Source organism: Mycobacterium sp. NGS22, assembly GCF_059813095.1.
Genome location: NZ_JCALDY010000014.1, coordinates 22,223 through 46,120, shown reverse-complemented (window position 1 = coordinate 46,120; position 23,898 = coordinate 22,223). Strand labels below are relative to the sequence as shown.

The 23,898-nt window shown below is 66.4% G+C and carries 20 protein-coding genes, 1 pseudogene and 1 riboswitch; of the genes and pseudogenes, 16 read left to right on the top strand and 5 right to left on the bottom strand.

Features of this window, described 5'->3' with window-relative positions; genetic code table 11:
- Position 1: 1 nt before the first annotated feature.
- From AC5Y47_RS15160 to AC5Y47_RS15145, 4 genes are read left to right on the top strand one after another with little or no spacing between them, the layout of a single operon-like run.
- The gene (locus AC5Y47_RS15160) at positions 2 to 1,156 is read left to right on the top strand and encodes a spirocyclase AveC family protein (RefSeq protein WP_499944980.1); all 1,155 of its coding nucleotides are present in this window, start codon (positions 2 to 4) and stop codon (positions 1,154 to 1,156) included.
- Between the two features lies 1 nt (position 1,157).
- Entirely contained in the window at positions 1,158 to 1,976 is an 819-nt protein-coding gene (locus AC5Y47_RS15155; protein ID WP_499944821.1) for a CbbQ/NirQ/NorQ/GpvN family protein, read from the top strand.
- The gene (locus AC5Y47_RS15150; RefSeq protein ID WP_499944820.1) at positions 1,973 to 3,676 is read left to right on the top strand and encodes a nitric oxide reductase activation protein NorD; all 1,704 of its coding nucleotides are present in this window, start codon (positions 1,973 to 1,975) and stop codon (positions 3,674 to 3,676) included. Before AC5Y47_RS15155 ends, AC5Y47_RS15150 begins: the two co-directional genes overlap by 4 nt.
- A 2-nt stretch (positions 3,677 to 3,678) precedes the next feature.
- On the top strand, positions 3,679 to 4,662 hold the full coding sequence (locus AC5Y47_RS15145) for an NAD-dependent epimerase/dehydratase family protein (RefSeq protein ID WP_499944978.1): 984 nt from the start codon (positions 3,679 to 3,681) through the stop codon (positions 4,660 to 4,662).
- On the opposite strand, the gene AC5Y47_RS15140 is transcribed toward AC5Y47_RS15145, so the two are convergent.
- The gene (locus AC5Y47_RS15140) at positions 4,652 to 6,130 is read right to left on the bottom strand and encodes a phospholipase D-like domain-containing protein (protein WP_499944976.1); all 1,479 of its coding nucleotides are present in this window, start codon (positions 6,128 to 6,130) and stop codon (positions 4,652 to 4,654) included. The genes AC5Y47_RS15145 and AC5Y47_RS15140 overlap by 11 nt on opposite strands.
- Positions 6,131 to 6,231: 101 nt before the next feature.
- On the opposite strand from AC5Y47_RS15140, the gene AC5Y47_RS15135 reads away from it, so the two are divergent.
- The 4 genes from AC5Y47_RS15135 to AC5Y47_RS15120 all read left to right on the top strand — a co-directional run bounded on the left by AC5Y47_RS15135 (position 6,232) and on the right by AC5Y47_RS15120 (position 11,198).
- Positions 6,232 to 7,077 carry a peptidoglycan recognition protein family protein gene (locus tag AC5Y47_RS15135; protein ID WP_499944819.1) on the top strand — a complete coding sequence of 282 codons (846 nt, stop codon included), beginning with the start codon at positions 6,232 to 6,234 and terminating at the stop codon, positions 7,075 to 7,077.
- Between the two features lie 190 nt (positions 7,078 to 7,267).
- Positions 7,268 to 8,725, top strand: coding sequence for an adenylate/guanylate cyclase domain-containing protein (locus tag AC5Y47_RS15130; RefSeq protein ID WP_499944974.1), 1,458 nt, complete (start codon positions 7,268 to 7,270; stop codon positions 8,723 to 8,725).
- 67 nt (positions 8,726 to 8,792) lie between these two features.
- Positions 8,793 to 9,638 (top strand): mycofactocin-coupled SDR family oxidoreductase, encoded by an 846-nt coding sequence (locus AC5Y47_RS15125; RefSeq protein WP_499944818.1) that lies wholly within the window; start codon positions 8,793 to 8,795, stop codon positions 9,636 to 9,638.
- A gap of 9 nt (positions 9,639 to 9,647) precedes the next feature.
- Entirely contained in the window at positions 9,648 to 11,198 is a 1,551-nt protein-coding gene (locus tag AC5Y47_RS15120; protein WP_499944817.1) for a class I adenylate-forming enzyme family protein, read from the top strand.
- A gap of 88 nt (positions 11,199 to 11,286) precedes the next feature.
- Here the strand turns inward: AC5Y47_RS15120 and AC5Y47_RS15115 are convergent, their stop codons facing one another.
- The 4 genes from AC5Y47_RS15115 to AC5Y47_RS15100 are packed head-to-tail and all read right to left on the bottom strand — an operon-like array spanning position 11,287 to position 14,990.
- Positions 11,287 to 11,931 (bottom strand): TetR/AcrR family transcriptional regulator, encoded by a 645-nt coding sequence (locus AC5Y47_RS15115; RefSeq protein ID WP_499944816.1) that lies wholly within the window; start codon positions 11,929 to 11,931, stop codon positions 11,287 to 11,289.
- A gap of 10 nt (positions 11,932 to 11,941) precedes the next feature.
- Positions 11,942 to 12,733 (bottom strand): NAD(P)-dependent oxidoreductase, encoded by a 792-nt coding sequence (locus AC5Y47_RS15110; protein WP_499944972.1) that lies wholly within the window; start codon positions 12,731 to 12,733, stop codon positions 11,942 to 11,944.
- Between the two features lie 5 nt (positions 12,734 to 12,738).
- Complete coding sequence (locus AC5Y47_RS15105; RefSeq protein WP_499944815.1) at positions 12,739 to 13,542, bottom strand: SDR family oxidoreductase; 804 nt, start codon at positions 13,540 to 13,542, stop codon at positions 12,739 to 12,741.
- Positions 13,539 to 14,990, bottom strand: a complete 1,452-nt coding sequence (locus AC5Y47_RS15100; protein WP_499944814.1) for an aldehyde dehydrogenase family protein — start codon at positions 14,988 to 14,990, stop codon at positions 13,539 to 13,541. Before AC5Y47_RS15100 ends, AC5Y47_RS15105 begins: the two co-directional genes overlap by 4 nt.
- A 74-nt stretch (positions 14,991 to 15,064) precedes the next feature.
- Between AC5Y47_RS15100 and AC5Y47_RS15095 the strand changes: the two genes are divergently transcribed.
- The 8 genes and pseudogenes from AC5Y47_RS15095 (at position 15,065) to metE (ending at position 23,859) form a co-directional block, all read left to right on the top strand.
- Positions 15,065 to 15,838, top strand: a complete 774-nt coding sequence (locus AC5Y47_RS15095; RefSeq protein WP_499944813.1) for an SDR family oxidoreductase — start codon at positions 15,065 to 15,067, stop codon at positions 15,836 to 15,838.
- Positions 15,838 to 16,632: a carboxymuconolactone decarboxylase family protein gene (locus AC5Y47_RS15090; RefSeq protein WP_499944812.1), complete on the top strand. Its 795-nt coding sequence runs from the start codon at positions 15,838 to 15,840 to the stop codon at positions 16,630 to 16,632. The genes AC5Y47_RS15095 and AC5Y47_RS15090 overlap by 1 nt, the downstream gene beginning before the upstream one ends.
- 162 nt (positions 16,633 to 16,794) lie before the next feature.
- Positions 16,795 to 17,445, top strand: a pseudogene (locus tag AC5Y47_RS15085) (acyl-CoA dehydrogenase family protein); the annotation flags it as partial.
- Positions 17,442 to 18,374, top strand: coding sequence for an SDR family NAD(P)-dependent oxidoreductase (locus AC5Y47_RS15080; RefSeq protein ID WP_499944811.1), 933 nt, complete (start codon positions 17,442 to 17,444; stop codon positions 18,372 to 18,374). The pseudogene AC5Y47_RS15085 and the gene AC5Y47_RS15080, both read left to right, overlap by 4 nt.
- Positions 18,375 to 18,376: 2 nt before the next feature.
- Positions 18,377 to 19,024, top strand: a complete 648-nt coding sequence (locus AC5Y47_RS15075) for a nitroreductase family protein (protein ID WP_499944810.1) — start codon at positions 18,377 to 18,379, stop codon at positions 19,022 to 19,024.
- 156 nt (positions 19,025 to 19,180) lie between these two features.
- Positions 19,181 to 20,443: a TetR/AcrR family transcriptional regulator gene (locus AC5Y47_RS15070; protein WP_499944809.1), complete on the top strand. Its 1,263-nt coding sequence runs from the start codon at positions 19,181 to 19,183 to the stop codon at positions 20,441 to 20,443.
- A 29-nt stretch (positions 20,444 to 20,472) separates the two neighbouring features.
- Positions 20,473 to 21,129, top strand: coding sequence for an SDR family oxidoreductase (locus AC5Y47_RS15065; RefSeq protein WP_499944808.1), 657 nt, complete (start codon positions 20,473 to 20,475; stop codon positions 21,127 to 21,129).
- A 64-nt stretch (positions 21,130 to 21,193) separates the two neighbouring features.
- Positions 21,194 to 21,441, top strand: a riboswitch (cobalamin riboswitch).
- A 147-nt stretch (positions 21,442 to 21,588) separates the two neighbouring features.
- Positions 21,589 to 23,859, top strand: coding sequence for a 5-methyltetrahydropteroyltriglutamate--homocysteine S-methyltransferase (metE, locus tag AC5Y47_RS15060; protein WP_499944807.1), 2,271 nt, complete (start codon positions 21,589 to 21,591; stop codon positions 23,857 to 23,859).
- Positions 23,860 to 23,898 lie beyond the last annotated feature (39 nt).

The window sequence follows — 23,898 nt, the reverse complement described above, 5'->3', positions numbered from 1 at the left end:
GATGAACCATCATGCGCCCGTCGTCACCGAGCGGCTCGGCGGAGCCACCGCGCTCGGTACGCAGGCGAAGCGCCCCTCCGGGCCCGTCCGGGGTTGGGCGATCGTCGGCGGAGTGATTCTGGCTTTCCAGTTGTTCGTCTGGATCAGCTGGATCAGCGGACCGAACTTCGAGCGAGTGCCTACCGGTCCGAGCGACCCGCCGACGTTCATGAAGGCGATTCTTCTTACCTGGACCGGCGTCATCGTCATCGGTTATCCGGTGGCCATCTGGCATTTCCTCATCCGACCCTGGCGGCGCGAGCGGCGGATCACCCTGGACGGCATGCTGTTCGTGGCCTGCGGCCTGATCTTCTTCCAGGATCCGTTGCTGAACTACTTCAACACCTGGAGCACGTACAACACCTGGATGCTCAATCGCGGCTCCTGGGTGCTGAACGTGCCCGGCTGGCAGTCATTCGGCGAACCGGGCCGGATGATGGCCGAACCGTTGCTGATGAACGCACCGGGTTACTCGTTTGTTCTGCTGTGCACGATGCTTGGTTGCTGGGTGATGCGAAAGGTCAAGGCGCGCTGGCCCAATGTCAGCACCCTCGGTCTGATCGGCGTTGTCGTGGTGTGGGCGTTCTTCTTCGACCTGGTCATCGAGGGCTTGTTCTTGATGCCGATGGGGCTGTTCACCTATCCCGGCGCCATCCGGGCCTGGTCGATCAACGCGGGCACCTACTATCAGTGGCCGCTCTACGAAGGACTGATGTGGGGAGGTGTACAGGCGGGACTGTGTTGTCTGCGCTACTTCACCGACGACCGGGGCCGGACATTCGTCGAGCGGGGTCTCGAACGCATCCGGGGCGGGGTCGTCAGACAGCAGGTCACCCGCTTCCTGGCGATCTTCGCCGCGTGCAGCGCGTTCTTCTTCGTGTTCTACAACCTGCCGGCGCAATGGTTCGCCATGCACGCCGAGCCTTGGCCCGATGACGTACTGAAACGGTCTTATTTCTTGATGGGCATCTGCGGGGACGGAACCGATCGGCCGTGCCCGGATCCGTCACTTCCGATGCCGCGCAATGGTTCCGGCTACATCAACACCGACGGCAAGCTGGTCCTGCCGCCCGGGGTGGAATTACCGAAGACCGTTTCGGTGGAACGGGGAAAGTGACTTGCTGACCAACAGTGTGCCCGCCGTTGAAACTGATCGCACCGCGCCGTTTTACCGTGCAGTCGGCGACGAAGCACAGGTGTTCCGTGCCGCCGCGCGCCGCGGTCTGCCGGTGCTGCTCAAGGGGCCGACCGGATGCGGAAAGACCCGGTTCGTGGAGGCTATGGCGCACGAACTCGGACGCGACCTGATCACCGTCGCCGGCCACGAGGACATGACGTCGGCCGATCTGGTGGGACGCTTCCTGCTCAAGGGCGGCGAAACGGTCTGGGTGGACGGGCCCCTGACGCGAGCCGTACGCGAAGGCGCAATCTGCTATCTGGACGAGGTGGTGGAGGCGCGACAGGACACGACGGTGGTCATCCACCCGCTGGCCGACCATCGCCGTGAGCTTCCAGTCGATCGGCTCGGCACCACATTGCGCGCGGCACCCGGGTTTCAGCTCGTGATCTCCTACAACCCCGGCTATCAGAGCGTCCTGAAGAACATCAAGGAGTCGACTCGGCAGCGCTTCGTCGCGATCGAGCTGGATTTCCCGCCGGCCGAGATCGAGACGGAAGTCGTTGCCTATGAGGCGGGTATCGACTTCGCGACCGCACGCACCCTGGTCCGGCTCGGCAACGCGATCAGGAACCTGGACGGGTCCCCACTGGGTGAAGTGTCCTCGACCCGGATGCTGATACTGGCCGGCGGCCTCGTCGCAGAGGGGCTGAGCCTGCGCAGCGCGGTCGAGTCGGCAGTCGTTCGTGTCCTTTCCGATGACCGCGACGTGATCCGCGCCCTCGGGGAACTCGTCGAGGCCGTGCTGCCCACACCGTGACAGAGTCAACTGTCAAGGAGCTGAACCGGTTCCGGTTGCTGGCTACCTTCGTGGCGGGCAGGGCCGTCGATGTTGCCGAGGCGACATCCGGTGCCGCTCCGCACACCAACGGGCGGATCGTCTTCGTCTCTGCCGGACGTCCCGTCGCCGATCAACGCCGCGAGGTGCTGCTGCAGAGCGCGCTGCTCGGCGCGGGCAGCTTGAACCCGCGGCTGATCAAACCGCTGCGGGCGCGGCCAGCGGCGGCGCGCCGCTATCTGGCGCTGGAGGGTTGCCGGGTGCTCACCGCCCTCTCCGAGAGTCTCCCGCTTGCCCGACGGGTGGGCCTCGACATGGATCCCCGCACCGCCAGCGCCGAGGAGTCACTCGAAAAGGCCACGGGTCGAGGCAAAGTCGGCGACCCGCCGCCGTGGTTCGGAGTCCTCAGACCCGCCCAGCTGCTGGCAGCATCTAGCGCACCCGGGGCGCGACCCACCGACATGCAACTGCAGCTGGCAACCGACCTCGTCGACTCACCCGCAGACGACGGCGAGGAGGACGAGGAGAAGCCGCGAGAAAGCAAGATACTCAAACTCTTCGACAATCCACTGGTCGCCTCGAAGACCGTCTCGGACTACCTACGCAAGCTGCTCGGCACCTCGAGTGGCGGTGACAACGGCGCCGCCGGTGCTGAATTGCAGGTCCGCTCCGCGCGACGGGCACGCACCGTGGGACCCGAGGCGCGACCGCTGCCCGCGCGGATCCACTTCACCGACGACGGCCATCCCGGGGCTGCGGTCGGTGTGGGCGGGGCGCTGTACCCGGAATGGGACGTCCACCGCAACCGATACCGGCCGCGGTGGTGCCGGGTCATCGACTTTCCGCTGACAGACAATGCCGCCGTCGAAGACGCGGCCGTCACCCACGACGAGGTGCTGCGGCGACGGTTGGCTCGGGTGGGCCTGGGGCCCAAGGTGCTTCGCGGCCGGCCCGATGGCGACGAACTCGACATCGAGGCGTTGATCGACTTGTTCGTCGATTTGCGCTCCGGGCACTCGCCGCCGGAAAACGTGTATCAGGAACGTCGCAAGTTGGCCCGCAACCTGGGGGTGCTCATCCTGGTCGACGCGTCGGGATCCGGTACCGATACCGATCCGCACGGACTCGCCGTCCACGACCATCAGCGTCGCGCCGCCGCCACCTTGGCCCACACCTTGGAGGAACTCGGCGACCGGGTTGCGGTCTATGCGTTTCGCTCCGAAGGCCGGCACTCGGTGCACCTGCCGGTCATCAAAGGGTTCGGGCAGCGTTTCGGCGCCGTCGGACGAGCCCGGCTCAATCAGCTGCAGCCGCAGAGCTATACGCGCCTGGGCGCCGGTATCCGGGGGGCGGGTGAGATCCTCAAATCCCAGGCCGGCACGCCGAACAAATTGCTGCTGGTGCTGTCTGACGGTTTCCCGTACGACCACGGCTACGAAGGGCGCTACGCCGAAGCCGATTCCCATCGGGCACTGGCGGAGCTTCGCGCCGATGGTGTTGCCTGTCTTTGCCTTTCGATCGGCGCTGGAACAGCCACCGATGAGCTGGAGCGTGTCTTCGGCTCCGCCGGTTTCGCCGGCGCGGCGACGCTGGCTGACCTCAGCCCGCGCATGGACGAGTTGTTCCTGACGTCCCTGCGTGAACTGGCCGCCCCCAAACCCACAGCGAGGACACGACATTGAAGGTGCTGTTGACCGGCGCACTGGGCAACATCGGCTTTGCCACGCTGCAGGCGTTGCTCGACGAGGGACACGACGTGGTGGCTTTCGACATCGACTCTCGTCGGGCGCGCAAGCTCGCCGCCACTCTGGACGGAGGAGCACGTTTCGTCTGGGGCAACATCACCGATGCACAGGCAGTACGACACGCGTTAGAGGGGGTGGACGCGGTCATCCATTTGGCAGCCATCATCCCGCCGTACTCAGAACGGGCGCCGGAGCTGGCGCGCAAGGTGAACCTCGACGCCACCCGTGCTCTGGTCACCCAGATGGAGGAGTCCCCTACCGCCAAGCGGCTCGTCTTCGCCTCGTCTATCGGCATCTTCGGTGAGGTGCAGGACCGCGAGCCGCCGCTGCGGGCGGATACGCCCGTCGCTCCGACCGACGAGTACGGACGGCAGAAGGTCGCCTGCGAGGCCGCGATCCGGGAATCAGGGCTGCGCTGGAGCATCCTTCGCCTCGCGGCGGTGACGCCGATCCACTTGCAGGCGCAGGACCCCAGCATCATGTTCGAATTCAGCCCGGACGCGCGGTTCGAGTTCCTGCATCCCGCAGACGCGGGAACGGCTTTCGCGCGTGCGGTGGCCGAGGAGAAGACGGTCGGCAAGATCCTCTACATCGCGGGCGGGGCGGGCTGCCGAATGACCTACTACGACTTCACCAACGCACTGATGAACGCGATCGGAATCGGTCGGTTGCCGGCCGCGGCTTTCGTGCGCTCGAAACCCGCTCGCTTCTTCGGTGATTGGGTGGACACCGAGGAGAGCCAGCAGCTGTTGCGGTATCAGCAGCGCGGGCTCGACGATCAATTGCGGGACATGAAAAAGGATTTCGGCATGCTGGTGCCGCTCCTGCGAGTCGTACGCCCGCTCGCGACGTGGTTCATCACCCGTCGCTCCGCTTATCTTCAGGAGAATCGACGTGGGGCCGGGGTGAGCGTCAACCCCTGAGTCCGGCGATGAAACGTTGGAAACTCCGGCTCAACGAACGCGGGACGTGGTCGGGGTCCATCAGATCGTTTTCCGCCAACGGACTGGCTTCACCGGCGACCGACCGCTCGGTCAGTGGCCGCAACGTCTTGTCCTGGCCGCGGAGTTCCTCGACTGTTTTGAGCAACGACCGGGACTCACCGAGCGAGTTCTGTAGCTGTTCGACGGACACGCCGAGGTGTTCGGCCACCAAATCGTCTCGTACGGCGATCATTTGGTGCCGCAGCTCGTCGTGGTCCGGGTTGTCCGGATCGGCTTCGATGGCCACATCGCCTTCGCTGTCGAAGCCCATCGACCGGTTGTTGAGGTTCGACGAACCGATGCGCAGCAGTCGATCGTCGACCACCATCACTTTCGAGTGGACGTAGATCGGGGCCCCGCCGTCGGTTACCGGCCAATAGACGCCGAGCCGGCCGTGTTCGTCGGCGGCCCACAGTTGTTGGATGAGCCGGTGACGTGCGCCGTCCATCGTCCCTCTTTCCAGGGCGTTGTTGCCGCGCCGTGGCAGGACGATCACGATTTCTGGTCCGTCTTCCTCACGAAGCCGATCCGCCAGGACATCGACGACTCGCCGGGCCGCCAGGTACTGGTTCTCCAGGTAGATGGTGTGACGTGCCGCCGCGATGGCCACCAGATTGAGCGCTTCGGCTTCCCGAACTTCGTCTCGGCTGTCCAATTCCGGTAGCGTGCGCACGATTCCGACGTCGACGTTGCGCAACGTCGGTTCCAGCTTGCTCGGCCAACCGACATGCTTGGCGTCGATCTGGGGCAACGACTGATTCGTGGCCGTCTCCCACCGTTCCCGGGCGAGTTCGCTGAGCGCGTGCGCTGCGGGGCCGTCCACCGCCGCGGCGACCTCGTGTCGAGCCCCATAACTGCGCCCCACCGACCTACGGCAGCGGTTCTGGTGTTCGTGCGCACGGGTGTCCCAGCGGCTGAGGGTCAGATCGATACCACCGCAGAACGCCACCACGTCGTCGATGACGACGATCTTCTGATGGTGAACGGATCCCGGCGGATGGGCCCCGTCGACGGCGAAGTTGAGTCGCTTGCTACTGACCCGATTCAGCAGCGAGGTCGGGGTGATCCCGTACCAGATGCCGTCGAAAGCGGGAAGTAGGCGCAGATTGGACCGCAACAGGTAGACCTCGAGGTCGGGTCGCTTCCACAGCAGCCAATACAGGAACGCGCCGAGCTGGTTGGGGCCGGGCAACGTCTTGGTGCCCCGTTCGAATGTCATCCTCGAGTCGAGATCCCAGGCGATCACCATGATCCGGTGCCGGGCGCGCAGCATCGCCGCCTTGACGTGCTTGAAGTAGTCCGCCGCGTCGACGATGCAGGCGAACTGATCCGCGTGCTCCACCCGCCAGCAGGTCTGGCCCGGCATCAGCAACTGATCGTCACGCACAGACTTCCTCGACGCTTCCATGGGTTGTCGCGGACGTGGTGCCGCGGTATCCAGCATATTGAGCGCCGGGTTGACCGCGCCAATCGCATGGGACACGTCCTGCAGCGAATAGATTGAGGACCATGCGCGCGCACAGGCGACCCGACGAGGATCCGGACCTCGTCAGTCGTCGTCGGCTGCTTCGGCTGGCCGGCGGCGTCGGATTGGCCGCCGGCCTCGGCGCCTGCTCGACCAAGACCGCGGCGAGTCCCACCCCGACTCCATCCGGTCCGACGACGACCCCACCCGGTCCGACGACGACCCCACCCAGTCCGGTGGCGCCGGCCGCACCGAATCCTGCCACCGCCACGTCGACGGCGGTCCAGCCGCCCGCGGCCGGGGTCACGGTGCCACTGCTTTGTCGCGAGGCCTGGGGTGCGCGACCGGCCCGGGCCGGCGGCCGACCGCACACACCCAACCGGCTGACGCTGCACCACGCAGCCGTCGCGCTGGGCGACAACAGCAACGCCCCGGGCCGCTTCCGTGCAGATCAGCGCTACCACCAGGACAGCCTGGGCTGGATCGACATCGCCTATCACCTCGGGATCGACGGCAAGGGAAACATCTACCAGTTGCGCAACCCTGACATCGCCGGTGACACCGCGACGGACTACGACACCACCGGGCATTTCCTGGTCATCTGCGAAGGCGACTTCGACCACGAGACCGTGTCCGGGGCGCAGCTGCACGGTGCCGCCGTCGCATTCGCCTGGGCCGCCCAGCGGTATGACATCGCGACCAGCACGCTGGCCGGGCACCGGGACTTCGCCCAAACCTCCTGTCCGGGCGCCAGTCTCTACGCCCACCTCGCCTCGGGTGAACTCAAGCGTCAGATCGATTTGCTGTTGAGCGGCGGCCGAGTTGAATTGCGGCCGTCCTGCGGGGCAGAAGGTCTCGCGCAAGTCGCGGCCATCGAGGCCGGCAACTGACGCCATTGAGCGAACAGAACCGACAATCTACTGTCGGCTATGGGTGGCGATGCGACCGCAGACGAGAAAGGTTCACGGCGTCATCGAACTACCTGTGACCTATTGAGCCACAACGACATAGGAGTCTGCGACGAGCGCGACGGCGCACCCGTACCCTACCGGCAGGCTGTCCATCCGGTATGCCGGCCGCCTGGCGTGCGCGTATCTGCTGTCGGTCACCGCAGCCACCGCGATCGTGATACCGATCGGCGGCCACGCGTTCAGTGGGGCGCACGCCTATTTCACCCGTGCGAACGTGATCATCTCCGCCGTCCTGGTGGGCTTGGGAACTGTCGCCGTGGCCGTCGGCGGCGTACTGAACATCGCCTCACTATCCCGCTCACTGGCCACGGCGCCCGAACCCGGTCCAGTTCGACTCCCGAGCGCGACGAAGATCATCACCCGACAATCCACCATCCTGGTCGCGACATGGGCCGTCAGCGGCGCAATCTCGCTGCTGCTCAACCTCGACGGCGGGATAAGTGTCGCAGTCCCCACGCTCTTGGGCGCAGCGCTCGGCGGTGCCGCCGCGGCGTGCTTGGGTCTGTTGCTCACGCATCGCCTGCTGCGCCGCACCGTGGTCGCTGCCGCAGCCGAGTATGAAGAGGGCGTCTTTGCCCCCGGAGTCCTGCCGCGACTGCTCAGCATGTGGATGTTGTGCGGCGCACTGCCCTGCGGCGCCATCGCCGCGCTGGTACTGCTGCGGTCCAACGGATGGATCATCCCGCAGACAGCCTCGGTGGACGTTCCGGTCGTGGTCATGTCGCTGGCGGCCGTACTGATCGGGCTGCCGACGATGATCCTTACATCGCAATCGATTTCAGATCCCATCCGTGAAGTCGTCGACGCCATGGCACAGGTCGAACAAGGACACATCGATACCGCCGTCGGCGTATCGGAACGCTCCGAAATCGGCCGCCTGCAACGCGGATTCAACGGTATGGTCGCTGGGCTCGCCGAACGCGACCGGGTACGTGACCTGTTCGGGCGACACGTCGGCCCAGACGTCGCGCGCCGCGCCCTGGAACAGGGCACCTCGTTGACCGGAGATGTCTGCGAGGCCGCGGTCCTGTTCATCGATTTGGCCGGCTCGACACAATTGGCATCCAGCCGCCCACCCCAGCAGGTCGCCGGATTGCTCAACGACTTCTTCCGGGTCGTCGTGAGCGCCGTCGCCCACCACGGTGGTTTCGTCAACAAGTTTCAGGGCGACGCCGCACTGGCCGTCTTCGGGGTGCCGCCGCACACCGAAAACTCGGCGTCCGCAGCTTTGGCGACGGCACGCGATCTGGGAAACCAGTTGCAGGAGTTGGTCATTGACTTCGGGCTCGGAGTCTCAGCCGGTTCCGTCTTCGCCGGCAACATCGGCGCTGAAGACCGCTACGAATACACCGTGATCGGTGACCCGGTCAACGAGGCTGCTCGGCTGGCCGATCTCGCGAAAACCTCCGAGCGACCGATCCTGTGTTCTGCCGCCGTCATCGATCGCGCCGACAACGCGGAGCGCCGGCATTGGGTCGGGTTCGGCCGCACCGTGCTGCGCGGACGCTCGGAACCCACGGAGATCTCCGCACCCAAGGATCTCGGCGACCTCGGAGAGGACCAATGAATGCCGACACCGCCCGGTCGTCTTCGACGCGTAGCGTCAGGGCCGACAATCCACACGAAAGGTCCCAATGGCAGGCAACACGGTCGGCAGGGTCGCCGGCAAAGTCGCGTTCATCACCGGTGCGGCCCGGGGTCAGGGTCGTGAGCACGCGATCCGACTGGCCGAGGAAGGCGCCGACATCATCGCGGTCGATGTCTGCGAGGACATCGACGGTGTCGCCTACCCGGGAGCGACCGAGGCCGACCTGGCCGACACCGCGGACCTCGTCGAGAAGTCCGGCCGGCGCATCGTCACTGCGAAAGCCGACGTGCGGGACGTGGAAAGTTTGCGTGCCGCGCTCGAGCAGGGAGTCGCCGAACTGGGTGGCCTCGACATCGTCGTCGCCAACGCCGGTATCAGCGGCGTGCCTTCGCCGGCCGCGTTGATCGAGCAGTCGGCGTGGCAGACGATGCTGGACATCAACCTGACCGGCGTGTGGCAGACGGTGAAAGCCGCGCTGCCGCATATGACCAACGGCGGCGGCTCGATCATCCTGGTCAGTTCGATGCTCGGTATTCGCGGCGGAGGCTATATGGCCCACTACGCGTCGGCGAAGCACGCCGTCGTCGGCCTGATGAATTCGTTGGCCAATGAGCTTGCCCCGCAGTGGATTCGGGTCAACTCCATCCATCCCGGCAACATCCTGACTCCGATGCTCGACAACGATTGGTTCTGCCGGACGCTGCGACCCGATCTGCCCGACCCGACCGTGCACGATGCCGCGGAGATCATCGGGCAGTTCCACCTGTTGCCCAAGCCGCTGATCGAGGCACGCGCCGTCAGCAACGCCGTGCTCTTCCTGGCGTCCGACGAGGCGCAGTACATCACGGGCGCAGCACTGCCCGTCGACGCCGGCGCGGTCGCGAAGTTCTGACGCTCCGACGTGACCCAGCCACTCACGCTTCCCGCCCTGCTGGCGCAGAGCGTGCGTCGCTTCGGCCAGGAAACCTATTTGGTCACGCCAACCGAACGCATCACCTACCAGGACGCGGAACGGGACTCGGCGAAGATCGCGCGGTGGTTGCTGCGCGAAGGCGTCGGGAAGGGCAGTCGGGTAGGCCTGTTCTTTCCCAACGGCACGGAGTGGGTCAACTGGTGGCTGGCCGTGTCGCGGATCGGTGCCCTGGCCGTTCCGCTGAGCACCATGTACACGCCGGCAGAGCTCGCAAAAGTACTGCGGCTGGCGGACATCGGGTTGCTGATCGCACCCAGCCGGCTGCTGGACACCGACGTCACCGAACGATTCGAAGCCGCACTGTCGCAGCTAGCCGATCAGCGAGCGGGCCGACTGGCGCTGCCCGCCGCACCGTTCTTGCGTCGTATCGTGCTCACCGGCGAGACGGACCGCCAATGGGCGACCACCTGGAATGCATCCGGTGCCGGTGGCGTCTCCGGCGAAGTGCTGGCGGCGGTCCAAGACGAGGTCTCCCCCGCAGATCTGGCGATCATGGTGCACACCTCGGGATCAACCGCCGATCCCAAAGGGGTGCTGCACAGCCACGGCACGGTGGTGCGGCAGACCTCGACCTGGCCCACCGCGATCAAGGCGCTCACCGGGCCCGCGTCCCCGCCAAAGATCTTGTGCGCCATGCCGTTTTTCTGGATCGGCGGCCTGCTCGCCGCGACCGGGGCATTGCACGAACCCGTAACGCTGCTGGTGATGCCGCGCCTCGACCCTGGCACGGCGCTGGATCTTCTCGAACAGGAACGCGCCACCGGGATCGTCGGGTGGCCTGCCTTCACCCAAAGGTTGCGAGAGCACCCGACCTTCGCGGCGCGCGACCTCAGCAGCGCACCGATGCTGCGTGACGGCCCGCTGGACCTTGCGATGATCAACGTGCCGGACGGATTTCCCGTCCACCGCACCATGTCTGAGACCGCAGGCGGTTTCGCGTTCACCGAGATGAGCATCGTCGACGACCAGGGTGCGCCGGTTCCCGAAGGGTCCACCGGCGAGCTCCTCATCCGCGGCGTCGGGGCAATGGCCGGATACAACAAGCGGGAGCGGTGGGAAACCTTCGATGCTGACGGCTGGTATCACACGGGGGACCGCGTCTATCGAAAACAAGACGATCCGCGCCTGTTCTATGTGGGACGAACCAGCGAACTCATCAAGACGGCGGGCGCCAATGTCTCCCCACTCGAGGTCGAGGCGGTCATCGAGGAATTCGACGATGTCGCGCAGTGCGTCGTCGTCGGGATCGACGACCAAGAGCGGGGCGAGCAGGTGTGCGCCGTCGTGGTCGCGGCGACAGCGACGATCGACGTCTCGTCCCTGGCCGCGCGAGCCCGAAAACAGTTGTCCAGCTACAAGGTTCCAACCAGCTGGGCAATCGCGACGAGCGACGACATCCCCACGTTGCCCAGCGGCAAGCTCGACCGTCGGAGCTTACGGCGCATGCTGACCACCGGCGTGCTACGTCGCTTGATCTAGGGCGGAAGCGGTTGTCGACTCGTCGTGTGACCGACGAAGCCGACGCGGGTGAGAACCAGGGCGGTCGTTGCCGTCGCCGCGCTGCCGCTCAGCCGCGGGCAATGAGCCGCGAAGTCTCCGGCGAGGCCGGCGCCTCGAGAAAGCCGGCGAGCCCGTCGACGACGCCGCTGACGAACAAGGCGAACGCCACCACCGCATCACCGCGCCGGATCGCACGTTCGCGTTCGGCGGCGAGGTGCACGGCGAGGTCTTGAGCTTGCTGAATTCGCATGGTGCGCACCGGTTCCGGGATGTGCGGCAGCAAGCTTTGCATGCCCGAACTGAAGTCCTGCGCCGACTGCATCGCGTCGGGCTGATGCAGGAAAACCTCAACCGCACCGGCGCGCTGCAGCTGCTCGATGAACGACACATACGAGCTGTCGGGTGACTCCGCCAGCTCGATCAGCGGCAGGACGTGCGCCTCCAGCTGGGCGCGAAGGTCGCCCGGATCGGCTCTGGCCCTGAGCAACGCCCGACGTTGCATCAGGTCGTTCAGCCGGTAGGCGAAGATCGCGCGCAGCAGATCGTCCTTGGAGCCGAAGTGGTAGCGGATCGCCGAATTGTTCGACGAGCCCGCCTCGATCGATATCTGCCGCAAAGAGATTCCGGCGAGTCCGTGTTCGGCGAACAAGCGCTCTGCCGCCAGCAGCAACTGCAACGCCGTCGTCGGCGCGGGTCCGGTCCGAGTCGTCATCATCTGATCATTACGCATGCATCGCGTCGACGGTGGCCGTAGCCGTCTGGAGCAGACCGGATGGGCTGGCCCCCAGCACATCGGCCAGAATGCCGACGTCCTTGGCCAGCAGCGGTCCGGCCAACCCGGCAATCACCGCAAGCGTGTGGCCCGAGTTCGCGATCACCTCGCCGGCGTAGCTGCGACTGCTGCCCGTGGACAGGACACGGGTCAAACCCTCGACGTCCACCCCGAGTCGACGGGCGGCGGCGAACGTCTCGGCCGCCAGCCCCAGGTGCGCGGTGAACAGCGAGTTGTTCAACAACTTCGCCGCCTGCCCGGCACCCAACGCGCCGAGGTGGATGAGCGGATTGGCAAACGTGTCCAGGACGGGCCGGCATCGCTGGACCGTATCGTCATCGCCGCCGACCATGACCAGCAGCGATTTCGCGGCGGCCAGATGCCCGCCGCCGGAGACGGGAGCGTCCACAAAGTGCAGATCCGGGTAGTCGGCGGCAAGCCGACGGCAGGTGCCCGGATGAACGGTGCTGTGAATCACCACGATTCCACCCGGGGCCATACCGGCCAGCGCCCCATCGTCCCCGCGCAGCACTTCGTCGACGTCGGCGTCGTCGATCACGCACAGACACAACACATCCGACGCAGCGCCGAGGGCCTTACGGTCGGCTGCGACGGCCGCGCCGTCGAACGGTGCGAGCGACTCGCGCCGGCGGGCCCACAGCGTCGTCGGGAACCCGTCCTCGATGATCCTGCGCGCCATCGGGCCACCCTGAGAGCCAAGGCCCACGAAGCCGACCCGCAGCGCGCTCATTCCTGCGCGCCGATGTTCGCCTGCACGTATGCCTCGATGTCTTCGGCGCGCGCCCGCAGCGCGTCGTGCACCTGCGGTGCCGTCACGACCAGAAACTGTCCGGCCTCGACGGCGTCGGCGGTCAGGCGGGCGACCTCCTCCGGACTCACGATGGGGTATGCCGGAGCGCGAGGTGACAGCGGGGCGTCGCCGTAGGCGGTGATGCCTTCCAGGATGTTGGTGATCACCCCTGACGGGCAAAGGCAGGTCACCCCAACCCCTTTCGGCCCGAGGTAAACCGCCAGCGCTTCGGAGACACCGACAATCGCGTGCTTGGAGGCGACATACGGCAGCCGGTCGAAGCCGTAGCTCAGCAGTCCCGAGGCGGACGCGGTGTTGATCATGTGACCGCGGCCCTGCGCGATCAGACCCGGCAGGAAGACCCGGTTACTGCGAGCGACACTGAACAGATTGACGTCGATCGTGCGGACCCAGGCTTCGTCGGGCAGCGCCTCGGGCGCACCGATCGCGAGCACGCCGACGTTGTTCATCACCACGTCGAATCGCCCGAACCGTTGCAGAGCGGCGTCCCGCAGCTTTTCCAGGTCCGCTTCGACGGTGACGTCGGCCGCCAGTCCGATCACCGGTCGCCCGAGCGCGCTGATCTGTTCGACGACCTCGGCGACGCGGTCGGCCGAAAGATCGCTCAGCACAACCGATGCGCCGCGTTCGGCGAATGCCAGCGCGGTCGCCCGGCCGATGCCGCTGCCCGCGCCGGTCAGCACCGCGACCGCCCCGTCGAGTTGCAACGCCTTGGTCATGCGATGCCCACCGCCTTGGTGCGGAGAAACTCGAACAAGCCTTCCTGGCCGCCCTCGCGGCCGAACCCGGAGACGCCGATGCCGCCGAACGGGAGTTCACAGCCGGTCACCGGGCTCGCTCCGTTGACATACACGCCACCGGCCCGGAGCGCGGTCACCAACCGTTGCACCCGATCGATGTCTTTGGTGTAGACGTACGAGGCGAGCCCGTACTGGGTCGAATTCGCCATCTGAATTGCCTGTTCCTCGGTCCGGAATCGCATCAAAGAGAGCACCGGGCCGAACACCTCGACCTGACCGAGCTCCGATGCCGGGTCCACGTCTCCGAGCACGGTCGGTTCGACGAAGAAACCGGCCATCCCGGCGGGAGCCCGACCGCCCGTCAACAACTTCGCCCCGTCCTGTTGCGCCCGATCGACCATGTCCAGGATCCGCTGTTGCGCTTCACGTGTCACCACGGGGCTGATCACCGTTGCCGGGTCGAACGGATCGCCGCATCGCATGCCGGACACCATCGCCAGGACACGTTCGACGACGTCGTCGTAGATGTCGTCGTGCACGATCATGCGGGACGGGATCGCGCAGCCCTGCCCCGCCAGGGTGCCCAGGACGCTGAATGTGTTGACGGCTACCGCCGTGTCGAGGTCGGCGTCCGGGAACAGGATGTTGGCGGACTTGCCGCCGAGTTCGAGTACCGCGGGTTTGAGCGAATCGGCGCACGCGGCAAGGATTTTCCGTGCGGTAACCGGTCCGCCGGTGAAACTGACCTTCTGCACCAGGGGATGGCGCACCAGTGCGTCGCCGGTCCGTGGTCCGCCCAGCACCAGGTTCACGACGCCGTCGGGGATCCCCGCCTCTTTGACCAAGCGCATCAGATGTTCGGTCGCATACGGTGTGAGTTCGGACGGCTTCATCACGACCGTGTTGCCGGCGGCCAGGGCCGGGATCAGCTTCATGCCGACCGACACGACCGGACCGTTCCAGGTGAGGATGATCCCGACTACGCCGTACGGCTCGGGTAGCGAGTAGGCCAACTCGCGCTGGTTGGCCGGGAACGAAGTGACGCGTCCTTCGACCTTGTCGGCCCAACCCGCGTAGTACGCAGTCCAATTCGCCATGATGGCGACCAGCGGCTGACTCATCCCGGCCGACATTCCGTTGTCGAGCACCGACAGCCGAGCGATCTCGGCGGTGTCGCGCTCCATCAATTCACCGAGCCTTCGAAGCAGGCGCGCGCGCTCGGCGGGCCGGAGAGCGCGCCACTGCGGGTACGCGTCGTGCGCGGCGCGGACGGCGGCGTCGACGTCGTCGGGACCGGCAAGCGGCACCGTCCCCTGGACTTCTCCGGTCGCCGGATAGACGTGCTGGTGCACACCCCCGGAACCGGTCGTGCGGGTTTCACCGCCGATGTGCAGGTGCACGTCGGGCACGCGGAGGTCGACGGTCATTGCACCATCCTTAAGTCAGATTACTTATTACTAAGGCACTTGACTTCATTGGTCAAGTGATGCCTAATGCTCGAATGGACGTGAAGGAACTGTTCGACCTCACCGGCAAGGTCGCCGTGGTGACCGGTGGCGCCGGCGGCATCGGCGAGGTCTACGCGGAGGCGCTCTGCGAAGTCGGCGCGTCGGTGGTGATCGCAGACATCAATCTCGAAGCCGCACGCCGGTGCGCAGAAGCGATGCACGACAGAGGTTTTGCTGCTGTCTCCGTGCATCTCGACGTCACCTCCGCCGAGTCGGCCGCGCAGATGGCGGCCGAGGCAATCGCGGCCTTCGGTGGCATCGACATCCTGATCAACAACGCGGCGATCATGACCGACCTACCGCCTTATGGCCTGTCCAACATGCCGGTACCGGACTGGGACCGGATCCTCAACGTCAATCTGCGCGGCCCGCTGCTGTGCACCCAGGCGGTCGTCGCGTCGATGTCCGAGCGCGGTGGTGGGCGGATCGTGAACGGCTTGTCGGCCGGGGCGTTCATGTCCGGCGGGATCTACGGTCTGTCGAAATATGCGCTGCACGGGCTCACCTGCAACCTCGCCACCGAGCTCGGATCGCGCGGCATCAACGTCAACGGCATCGCACCCGGATTGGTCGCCAACGAAAGCGGTTACGCGAGCCTGCCGAAGGACTCGCCGTTCCGCGACGTCCTCGCCGCCCAGATTCCCGGCAAGACGTCGGGCCCGCCGGCGGACCTGATCGGCACCATGCTGCTGCTGTGTTCACCGGCGGGCGACTGGATCAACGGCCAGACGATCTCGGTGGACGGCGGCTGGATCATGCGATTCTGATGGCCGACTGGACAACTCGCGAGGAACGGCTCGCGGTCGCGCGGGCCGAGTACGAGCACATCATGACCACCCCGAGCCCGGATCCGACCGGTGCCTACCTCGAAGCCGGCGTGATCGGCTACGTCTTCGGCGAGATGTGGCGCCGCGGCGTCCTGACCGCGCGCGACCGGCGCTGGATCACGCTGACCTGTGTCGGCGCAGCAGGATCGGTGCTGCCGATCGAGACGCACGTCTACGCCGCCCTGAAAAGCGGCGACATCGCCTACCCGGATTTCGACGAGTTCGTGCTGCACTTCGGCACGCAGGCCGGCTGGCCCAAGGCCTCGGTGATGCAGATGTACGGGATGGCGGCCGTGTTCAAGATCGCCGAGGAAGCCGGGGAACAGCCGCAACCGCACGACTTCGAACGCTGGGCCGCACCCGTCGACGACGACGCCCGCCGGGAACGCGGCGTCGCCTCATACCGCCGGATCCACGGCACCGAACCGCCGGCGGCATCGACCGCGTTCCAGGGCCGGGCCCGTCTCGACTACCTGTACGGCGAAATATGGGACCGCGCAATGCATCTCACCCGACGCGACCGACGCATAATCAGCATCTGCAGCGCGGCGTCGAGCACCGTCGACGAGGAGGTGCGTGAACACCTTCGGGCGGCGCTCACGCTGGGTGACATGACCCGTGACGAACTCGAGGAACTCGTGGTTCATTTCGCCGTCTATCTGGGCTGGAATCTGGGCCGACGACTCGATGACCTACTGGTCGAGGTCGCCGCTGCCAATGATCAGGCATGCTGAGGTCGTGTTCGACGCGCTCGACCACGTCATCCTCGCCGTGCGCGACCTTGATGACGCCACGCATCGCGCAGGTTCCCGGACTGGGGCATGCGGCTCGAGCAGACGCAAAAGCCCCTCATTTCGTCCCGAAATGGGGGCTTTTGCGTCTGCTCACCACCCGTGGCCATCCCGGACGCGGGCGCGGCCGACGTGCTGCTGATCCTGGCCGAAAACGACGACGGCATCGGGGTTTTCGCCATCGACACCGGCGATCCCGGTGTCGTGGTGACGCCCGAACGCGGTATCGACCAGACGCGCAAGCAATTTCGGGTCGAATTGCGCGACGCCGAGGCACGACGGCTGGGCACGCTGGAGCCTTATGCCGTCGCCGCAGTCGAGGATGACGTACTCATCGCGATGGCCGCCGACGCTCTCGGGGCCGCGCAGGCGGTGCTGGACATGGCCGTCGAATACGCCAAGACGCGAAGGCAATTCGGTCAACCGATCGGGTCGTTCCAGGCTGTGCAGCACTTGTGTGTCGACATGTACGAGACGGTCGAGTTGGCCCGCAGCGGGGTGATCCACGCTCTGTGGGCGGCCGACGCATGCCCGCCCGAGCGGCACGCGGCGGCACTGCGGGCCAAGGCATTCGCCGGGCGGTTGGCCACCGTCGGTGACACCGCAATCCAGGTTTTCGGCGGCATCGGTTTCACCTGGGAACACGACGCGCACCTCTACCTCAAGAGATTGCTGAGTTGGAGCGCGTTCAACGGCGCACCCGACCGCTATCTCACCGAAATCGGGAAGCTCCTATCCAAGAAGGAGGCCAGATGATCGACTTCACCGGCCAGGTGGCGATCGTCACCGGAGCCGGCCGCGGCCTGGGCCGCTTGTACGCGCTGGAGTTGGCTCGCCGGGGCGCCGCCGTCGTCGTCAACGACCTCGGCGGAACCATGCACGGCGAAGGCTCCGATACCACCGTCGCCGACGAGGTCGTCGCCGAGATCAAGGCGGCCGGCGGAACAGCGGTGGCCTCGCATCACTCGGTGGCCAGCGCCGAAGGCGGCGAGGCGATCGTGGCGGCTGCCGTAGAGAATTTCGGCCGGCTCGACGCGGTGGTGAGCAACGCCGGCATCTTCGGCAGCGTTGCCTTCGACGAACTGTCCACCGACGATTGGCGTCGCATGCTCACCGTGCACCTCGACGGCGGGTTCTATCTGAGTCAGCCCGCCTACCGGTTGATGAAAGCGCAGAAGTACGGCCGGTTCGTGTTCGTCTCCTCCTCGGCCGGCATGTTCGGGCAGCCGCTGGAAGCCCACTACGCCGCGGCCAAATCCGGGCTGGTGGGGCTTTCTAACGTCATCGCGATCGAGGGCTCCGAACACGGCATCCAGTCCAATACCGTACTGCCGTTCGGGTTTTCGCGCATGGTGACCGAAACCGTCGGTGACCCGAAGGTGCTGGAAGAGATCGGTTTCCTCAGTGCGATCAAGCCCGAGCTGGTGGTGCCGATCGTCGCATTCCTGGCTAGCCGCGACTGCGGGTTCACCCACCACAACTATTCGGCCTGCGCGGGACGTTTCGCCCGGGTCTTTGTGGGTCTGGGCCAGGGCTGGTTCGCCGAATCCGGCAGCGAGCCCACTGCGGACGACGTGCTGGCTCATCTGTCCGAGATCTCGGCGACCGAGCCCTTCACCGTGCCCGGCTCGATCTTCGAGGAAGTGTTCGGCGTGGCCGCACAACTGGGCGTCGGCACCGGCTGATCATGGACATCCCCTACCTGCTGAACGCCACCCGGTCGGCCCGCAAGTCGCTCGATCTGGACGCGCCGGTCGAGCCAGCCGAGATCCGCGACTGTCTGCAGATCGGGCTGCAGGCGGCCAACGGTTCCAATCAACAGAACTGGCGATGGTTGGTGATCACCGACCCACAGTTGCGCGAGCAGATCGCGCGGCTCTACCGCGAGGCGTATCTGCGCCGGGTAGGCGGTCAATTGCTCGCCGGGTTCCTGCCGGCCGGCACCCCGGAGAGCCGGTTGATGTCGTCGACGGAGTGGTTGGTCGAGAACATGTCGCGGGTGCCGGTGCTGGTCATCCCCTGCTATCAGCCGTATTTGCCTCGCATCGAGGGCGACGAGTCGTTCCATCTGGCCACGCTGTACGGCTCGATCTTCCCGGCCGTGTGGAACTTTCAGCTGGCCTTGCACACCCGCGGCTACGGCACCTGTATCACCACCCTGCACCTGCATCACGAGGCCGCCGTGGCCGAACTGCTCGGCATCCCCCCGGACTACGTCCAGGGCTGCCTGCTGCCCGTGGGCCGGCTGCGCGCCGGACACACATTTCGGCCGGCTCCGCGGGCGTCCGTCGAGCACGTGGTCGCGCTGGACCACTGGACCGGCCCACCCATCTAGGATGGGGTCGTCGATGCGGAGCAGGTCGCTCAGCAGCGCGTTTGCCGCAGCCAATCTGATAACCTCTAACAAAGATTTGGTTCGGCAGGAGGACGGATTTCCGATGGTTTCCGCACTGCGATCCGCCCGGTCGTTCGAAGCGCCGTTCAGCGGGCCATGACTGACAGCGCCATCGAAACCGGTACCCGCCGCGCCGAGATCCTCGAAACCGCCGCGTCCCTGATCGCCTCCTCCGGACTGCGAACTTCGTTGCAGGAGATCGCCGATGCGGCAGGGATCCTTCCCGGCAGCCTGTACCACCATTTCGAATCGAAAGAAGCGATCCTGGTCGAATTGATCCGCCGCTATCAGGCCGACCTGGAACGCATCGGGCAAAGCGCCCAAACGAAATTGGACGAGGCCGACTCGCGACCCGCCGCCGGGAAGATCGTCGAATTGGGCCAGGCGATCGCCAACTGCGCTGTGCGGCACCGCGCCGCGCTGCAGATGTCGTTCTACGAGGGCCCGAGCGCGGACCCCGAGCTGATGAAGCTGACGCGGCAGCGGCCGGTCGCGATCCAGGAGGCGATGCTGCAGACCCTGCGGGCCGCCAGGTGGAGCGGCGACATCAATGCCGACGTCGATCTTCCCACGTTGGCCGACCGGATCTGCCAGACCATGCTGCAGGTCGGCCTCGACGTCATGCGGCACAATTCCTCCGCCGATCAGGTCGCAGCGCTGCTGTGCCGGATAATATTGCAGGGCTTGGCATCTCGTCCTCCTGACGATGGTCCGCTGGACCGCTCGACGGCTTTCACCGCGGCCAGCGACGTCATCGACACGTGGGCCGACGACAGCGAAGCCGACCCCCGTGACAAGGCCGCCCAACTGCGTGCGGTCGCACGAACGGAGTTCGGCCGCAAGGGATACGAAGTCACCACCGTCCGCGACATCGCCGCCGCGGCCGGACTGGGCACCGGAACCGTCTATCGCGTCATCGGGTCCAAGGACGAACTGCTGGCGTCGATCATGCGGTCGTTCGGCCAGAAGGTGGAGGCCGGGTGGATCGCCGTGCTGCGCGCCCAGGCGAGTCCCGTGGCGAAGCTGGACGCGCTGAGTTGGGTCAACGTCAATGCGCTGGACCAGTTTTCCGACGAGTTCCGGATCCAGCTCGCCTGGATGCGCCAGTCCCCGCCCCGGGATGCGGTGAACCCGGGCTGGTCGTACACGACGCGGTTGCGTCAGATGAAATCGCTGCTCTCCGAAGGGACTCGGTCCGGCGAGATCGCTATCGACTCGCCGTCGACCACGATGCTGGCCCGCTGCGTCATCGGCATGCAGTGGATTCCGGAGAACATCCTGCGCGACATCGGCACCCGGGCCTCGCTCATCCTGGCCCGCGACACCGTCCTGCGCGGTGTCGCCGTTCGCGGCAAGTGACGATCCGTTCCGAGCTGTAGCGTCGAATCATGGCGAACATCATCGTGATCGGCGGCCACGGCAAAGTCGCCCTACACCTGGCCCGCATCTTGAGTGACCGCGGCGACGCCGTGACCTCGGTATTCCGCAATCCCGACCACACCGACGACGTCGCTGCGACCGGCGCGAAGCCTGCCGTCGCCGACATCGAGCGTCTCGACACCGACGCGCTGGCCGACCTGCTGTCCGGACACGACGCCGTCGTCTTCTCGGCCGGGGCCGGTGGCGGCGACCCGGCGCGAACCTACGCGGTGGACCGCGACGCCGCCATCCGGGTGATCGATGCGGCCAGCCAGGCCGGCGTGCCGCGGTTCGTGATGGTGTCGTATTTCGGCGCCGGCCCCGATCACGGTGTGCCCGCCGATGATTCGTTCTTCGCCTACGCAGAAGCCAAGGCGGCCGCCGATGAACACCTACGTGCCAGTGCTCTCGACTGGACCGTGCTGGGGCCGGGCCGGCTCACGCTGGACCCGGCGACCGGCCGGATTGCGGTGGGCGAAGCGAAGGGCGCGGTTTCCCGCGAAGATGTCGCGCTGGTGGCGGCGGCCGTGTTGCCGGACGACTCGACCGTCGGCCGCACCATCGAATTCAACAACGGCGATGTGCCCATCGCGGACGCACTGACCGCGGCCGGGGAGTCGAGCTAACGCTCTACGGGCTGTTGTATCGACTCGAGACCGCGCAGCGACACGAGGCGCAGACATGCCTAGTAACATCTACCGTGCAGCTGGTCTGTTGTCGTCGCACCATGTGACGCCGGCATCGAGCGGGGCGACTTTTGCCCCGCGAGAGGGAACCCGGTGGGAATCCGGGACTGTCCCGCAGCGGTATGCAGGAACGAACGCCGTTTTCGACAAGCACTGGTCCCGAACGTGGGGGCTGGGAAGCGACGGTCACTAGGAGCACCACCTCGGTGCGCGCCTGCGAGTCCGAAGACCTGCCAGCTGTGCCGGGCGCGCCGCGTCCGGCGGTTCATCGCCTCGTGGAATGGGCGTTTGGCCGCACCCGTTGAGGTGTATGCGACTGACGACAGTCCGACACGCCCAACGGACGGCTGCGCGTCCGCGGGCGGTGTCCACTCCGTCGATCGAAGGACGAACCCGCTCGTGAACGCCACACCATTCACCGCCACCATCACCGGCTGCCCCCGCATCGGTCCGCGCCGCGAACTCAAACGCGCGACCGAAGGCTACTGGGCCGGACGTACCAGCCGAGCCGACCTGGAGTCCGTCGCCGCCTCGCTGCGCCGCGACACCTGGTCGGACCTGGCCGCAGCCGGCCTGGACTCGGTGCCCGTGAATACCTTCTCCTACTACGACCAGATGCTCGACACCGCGGTACTGCTCGGGGCCCTGCCGCCACGGGTAGGTGACGTTCCCGACGAACTTGACCGCTACTTCGCCGCGGCGCGCGGCAATGACGAGATCTCGCCGTTGGAGATGACGAAGTGGTTCGACACCAACTACCACTACCTGGTTCCCGAGATCGGGCCGTCCACCCGGTTCGCGCTGAACCCCGACAAGGTGCTCTCGGAGCTCAAAGAGGCTCAGGCCCTGGGGATTCCCGCCCGTCCCGTGGTCATCGGGCCGGTGACGTTCCTGCTGCTGGCCAAGTCCGTGGACGGCGGCGGCGCACCGATCGAGCGCCTCGAGGAATTGCTGCCGGTCTACACCGAGCTGCTGTCGCTGATCGCCGACGGCGGTGCTCGGTGGGTCCAACTCGACGAGCCCGCCCTGGTCACCGATATCTCCCCCGACGCACCCGCGCTGGCCGAGGCCGTCTACACCGCGTTGTGCGCGGCAAGCAATCGACCCGCCATTCATGTCGCCACCTATTTCGGCGACCCGGGTGCCGCCCTGGCGGGCCTGGCCCGCACCCAGGTTGAGGCGATCGGTATCGACCTGGTCGCCGGTGCGGGCACAGCGGTCGCGGCCGTTCCGGATCTGGCCGGCAAGACGGTGGTGGCCGGTGTCGTGGACGGACGCAACATCTGGCGCACCGACCTGGAAGCGGCGCTGGGCAAGTTGACGACTTTGCGCAATTCGGCTGCGGCAGTGGCGGTTTCGACGTCGTGCTCGACCATGCACGTGCCGTACTCGCTCAAACCGGAGACCGGGCTGGACGAGAACCTGCGCAGCTGGCTGGCTTTCGGCCGCGAGAAAGTGGATGAAGTGGTCGTGTTGGCCCGCGCGCTGCGCGACGGGCGCGAGACGGTCGCCGACGAAATCGCGGCATCCAACGCCGCGGTGGCCGACCGCAAGCGCGATCCGCGGCTGCACAACGCCGAGGTCCGGGCCCGGATCGATTCGATCGTGGCCTCCGGCGCGCATCGCGGTGACCCGGCCGAGCGTCGCGCCAGCCAGGAGGCGCGGCTGCATCTGCCGGCCCTGCCCACCACGACGATCGGCTCCTACCCGCAGACTTCGGCGATCAGGGTCGCCCGGGCGGCGTTGCGCGCCGGCGAGATCGACCAGGACGAATACGAGCGCCGGATGAAGGCCGAGATCGCCGACGTCGTCAAGCTGCAGGAGCAACTCGGGCTCGATGTGCTGGTACACGGGGAGCCCGAGCGCAACGACATGGTGCAGTACTTCGCCGAGCAACTGGACGGCTTTTTCGCCACCCAGAACGGCTGGGTGCAGTCCTACGGCAGCCGGTGTGTCCGTCCGCCTATCCTCTACGGCGACGTGTCCCGGCCGCAGCCGATGACGGTCGACTGGATCAGCTATGCGCAGTCGCTGACCGACAAGCCGGTGAAGGGGATGCTGACCGGTCCGGTGACCATCCTGGCGTGGTCGTTCGTCCGTGACGACCAGCCGCTGGCCGACACCGCAAACCAAGTGGCACTGGCGATTCGGGACGAGACGGTGGACCTGCAGTCGGCCGGGATCGCGGTGATCCAGGTCGACGAGCCGGCGCTGCGGGAGCTGCTGCCGTTGCGCCGCGCCGAGCAGGACGAGTATCTGACGTGGGCGGTGGGAGCTTTCCGGTTGGCCACCTCCGGTGTCGCCGACTCGACCCAGATTCACACCCACCTGTGCTATTCGGAGTTCGGCGAAGTGATCGGCGCGATCGCCGACCTGGACGCCGACGTCACCTCGATCGAAGCGGCCCGCTCGCACATGGAGGTGCTCGACGATCTCAACGCGATCGGCTTCTCCAACAGCGTCGGGCCGGGGGTCTACGACATCCATTCACCGCGGGTGCCGAGCACTTCGGAGCTGGCCGAGTCGTTGCGGGAGGCGCTCAAAGCCGTTCCCTCGCGGCGCCTTTGGGTCAATCCCGACTGCGGGCTCAAGACCCGCAATGTGGACGAGGTGACCGCGTCGCTGGAGCACATGGTGGCCGCCGCCAAACAGGTCCGCGCGGGGCTCTAGTTCCTTGCGCGAGCAGACGCAGAATCGCGTTCCGCCGGG

What these genes read in the sequence shown, in the direction of transcription:
- AC5Y47_RS15140 (WP_499944976.1), bottom strand. Translation starts at nt 6,130, where the DNA reads ATGGAAGCGTCGAGGAAGTCTGTGCGTGACGATCAGTTGCTGATGCCG.
- AC5Y47_RS15105 (WP_499944815.1), bottom strand. Translation starts at nt 13,542, where the DNA reads ATGACCAAGGCGTTGCAACTCGACGGGGCGGTCGCGGTGCTGACCGGC.
- AC5Y47_RS15135 (WP_499944819.1), top strand. Translation starts at nt 6,232, where the DNA reads ATGCGCGCGCACAGGCGACCCGACGAGGATCCGGACCTCGTCAGTCGT.
- AC5Y47_RS15070 (WP_499944809.1), top strand. Translation starts at nt 19,181, where the DNA reads ATGACTGACAGCGCCATCGAAACCGGTACCCGCCGCGCCGAGATCCTC.
- AC5Y47_RS15080 (WP_499944811.1), top strand. Translation starts at nt 17,442, where the DNA reads ATGATCGACTTCACCGGCCAGGTGGCGATCGTCACCGGAGCCGGCCGC.
- AC5Y47_RS15125 (WP_499944818.1), top strand. Translation starts at nt 8,793, where the DNA reads ATGGCAGGCAACACGGTCGGCAGGGTCGCCGGCAAAGTCGCGTTCATC.
- AC5Y47_RS15100 (WP_499944814.1), bottom strand. Translation starts at nt 14,990, where the DNA reads ATGACCGTCGACCTCCGCGTGCCCGACGTGCACCTGCACATCGGCGGT.
- AC5Y47_RS15075 (WP_499944810.1), top strand. Translation starts at nt 18,377, where the DNA reads ATGGACATCCCCTACCTGCTGAACGCCACCCGGTCGGCCCGCAAGTCG.
- AC5Y47_RS15160 (WP_499944980.1), top strand. Translation starts at nt 2, where the DNA reads ATGAACCATCATGCGCCCGTCGTCACCGAGCGGCTCGGCGGAGCCACC.
- AC5Y47_RS15090 (WP_499944812.1), top strand. Translation starts at nt 15,838, where the DNA reads ATGGCCGACTGGACAACTCGCGAGGAACGGCTCGCGGTCGCGCGGGCC.
- AC5Y47_RS15065 (WP_499944808.1), top strand. Translation starts at nt 20,473, where the DNA reads ATGGCGAACATCATCGTGATCGGCGGCCACGGCAAAGTCGCCCTACAC.
- AC5Y47_RS15095 (WP_499944813.1), top strand. Translation starts at nt 15,065, where the DNA reads ATGGACGTGAAGGAACTGTTCGACCTCACCGGCAAGGTCGCCGTGGTG.
- AC5Y47_RS15115 (WP_499944816.1), bottom strand. Translation starts at nt 11,931, where the DNA reads ATGACGACTCGGACCGGACCCGCGCCGACGACGGCGTTGCAGTTGCTG.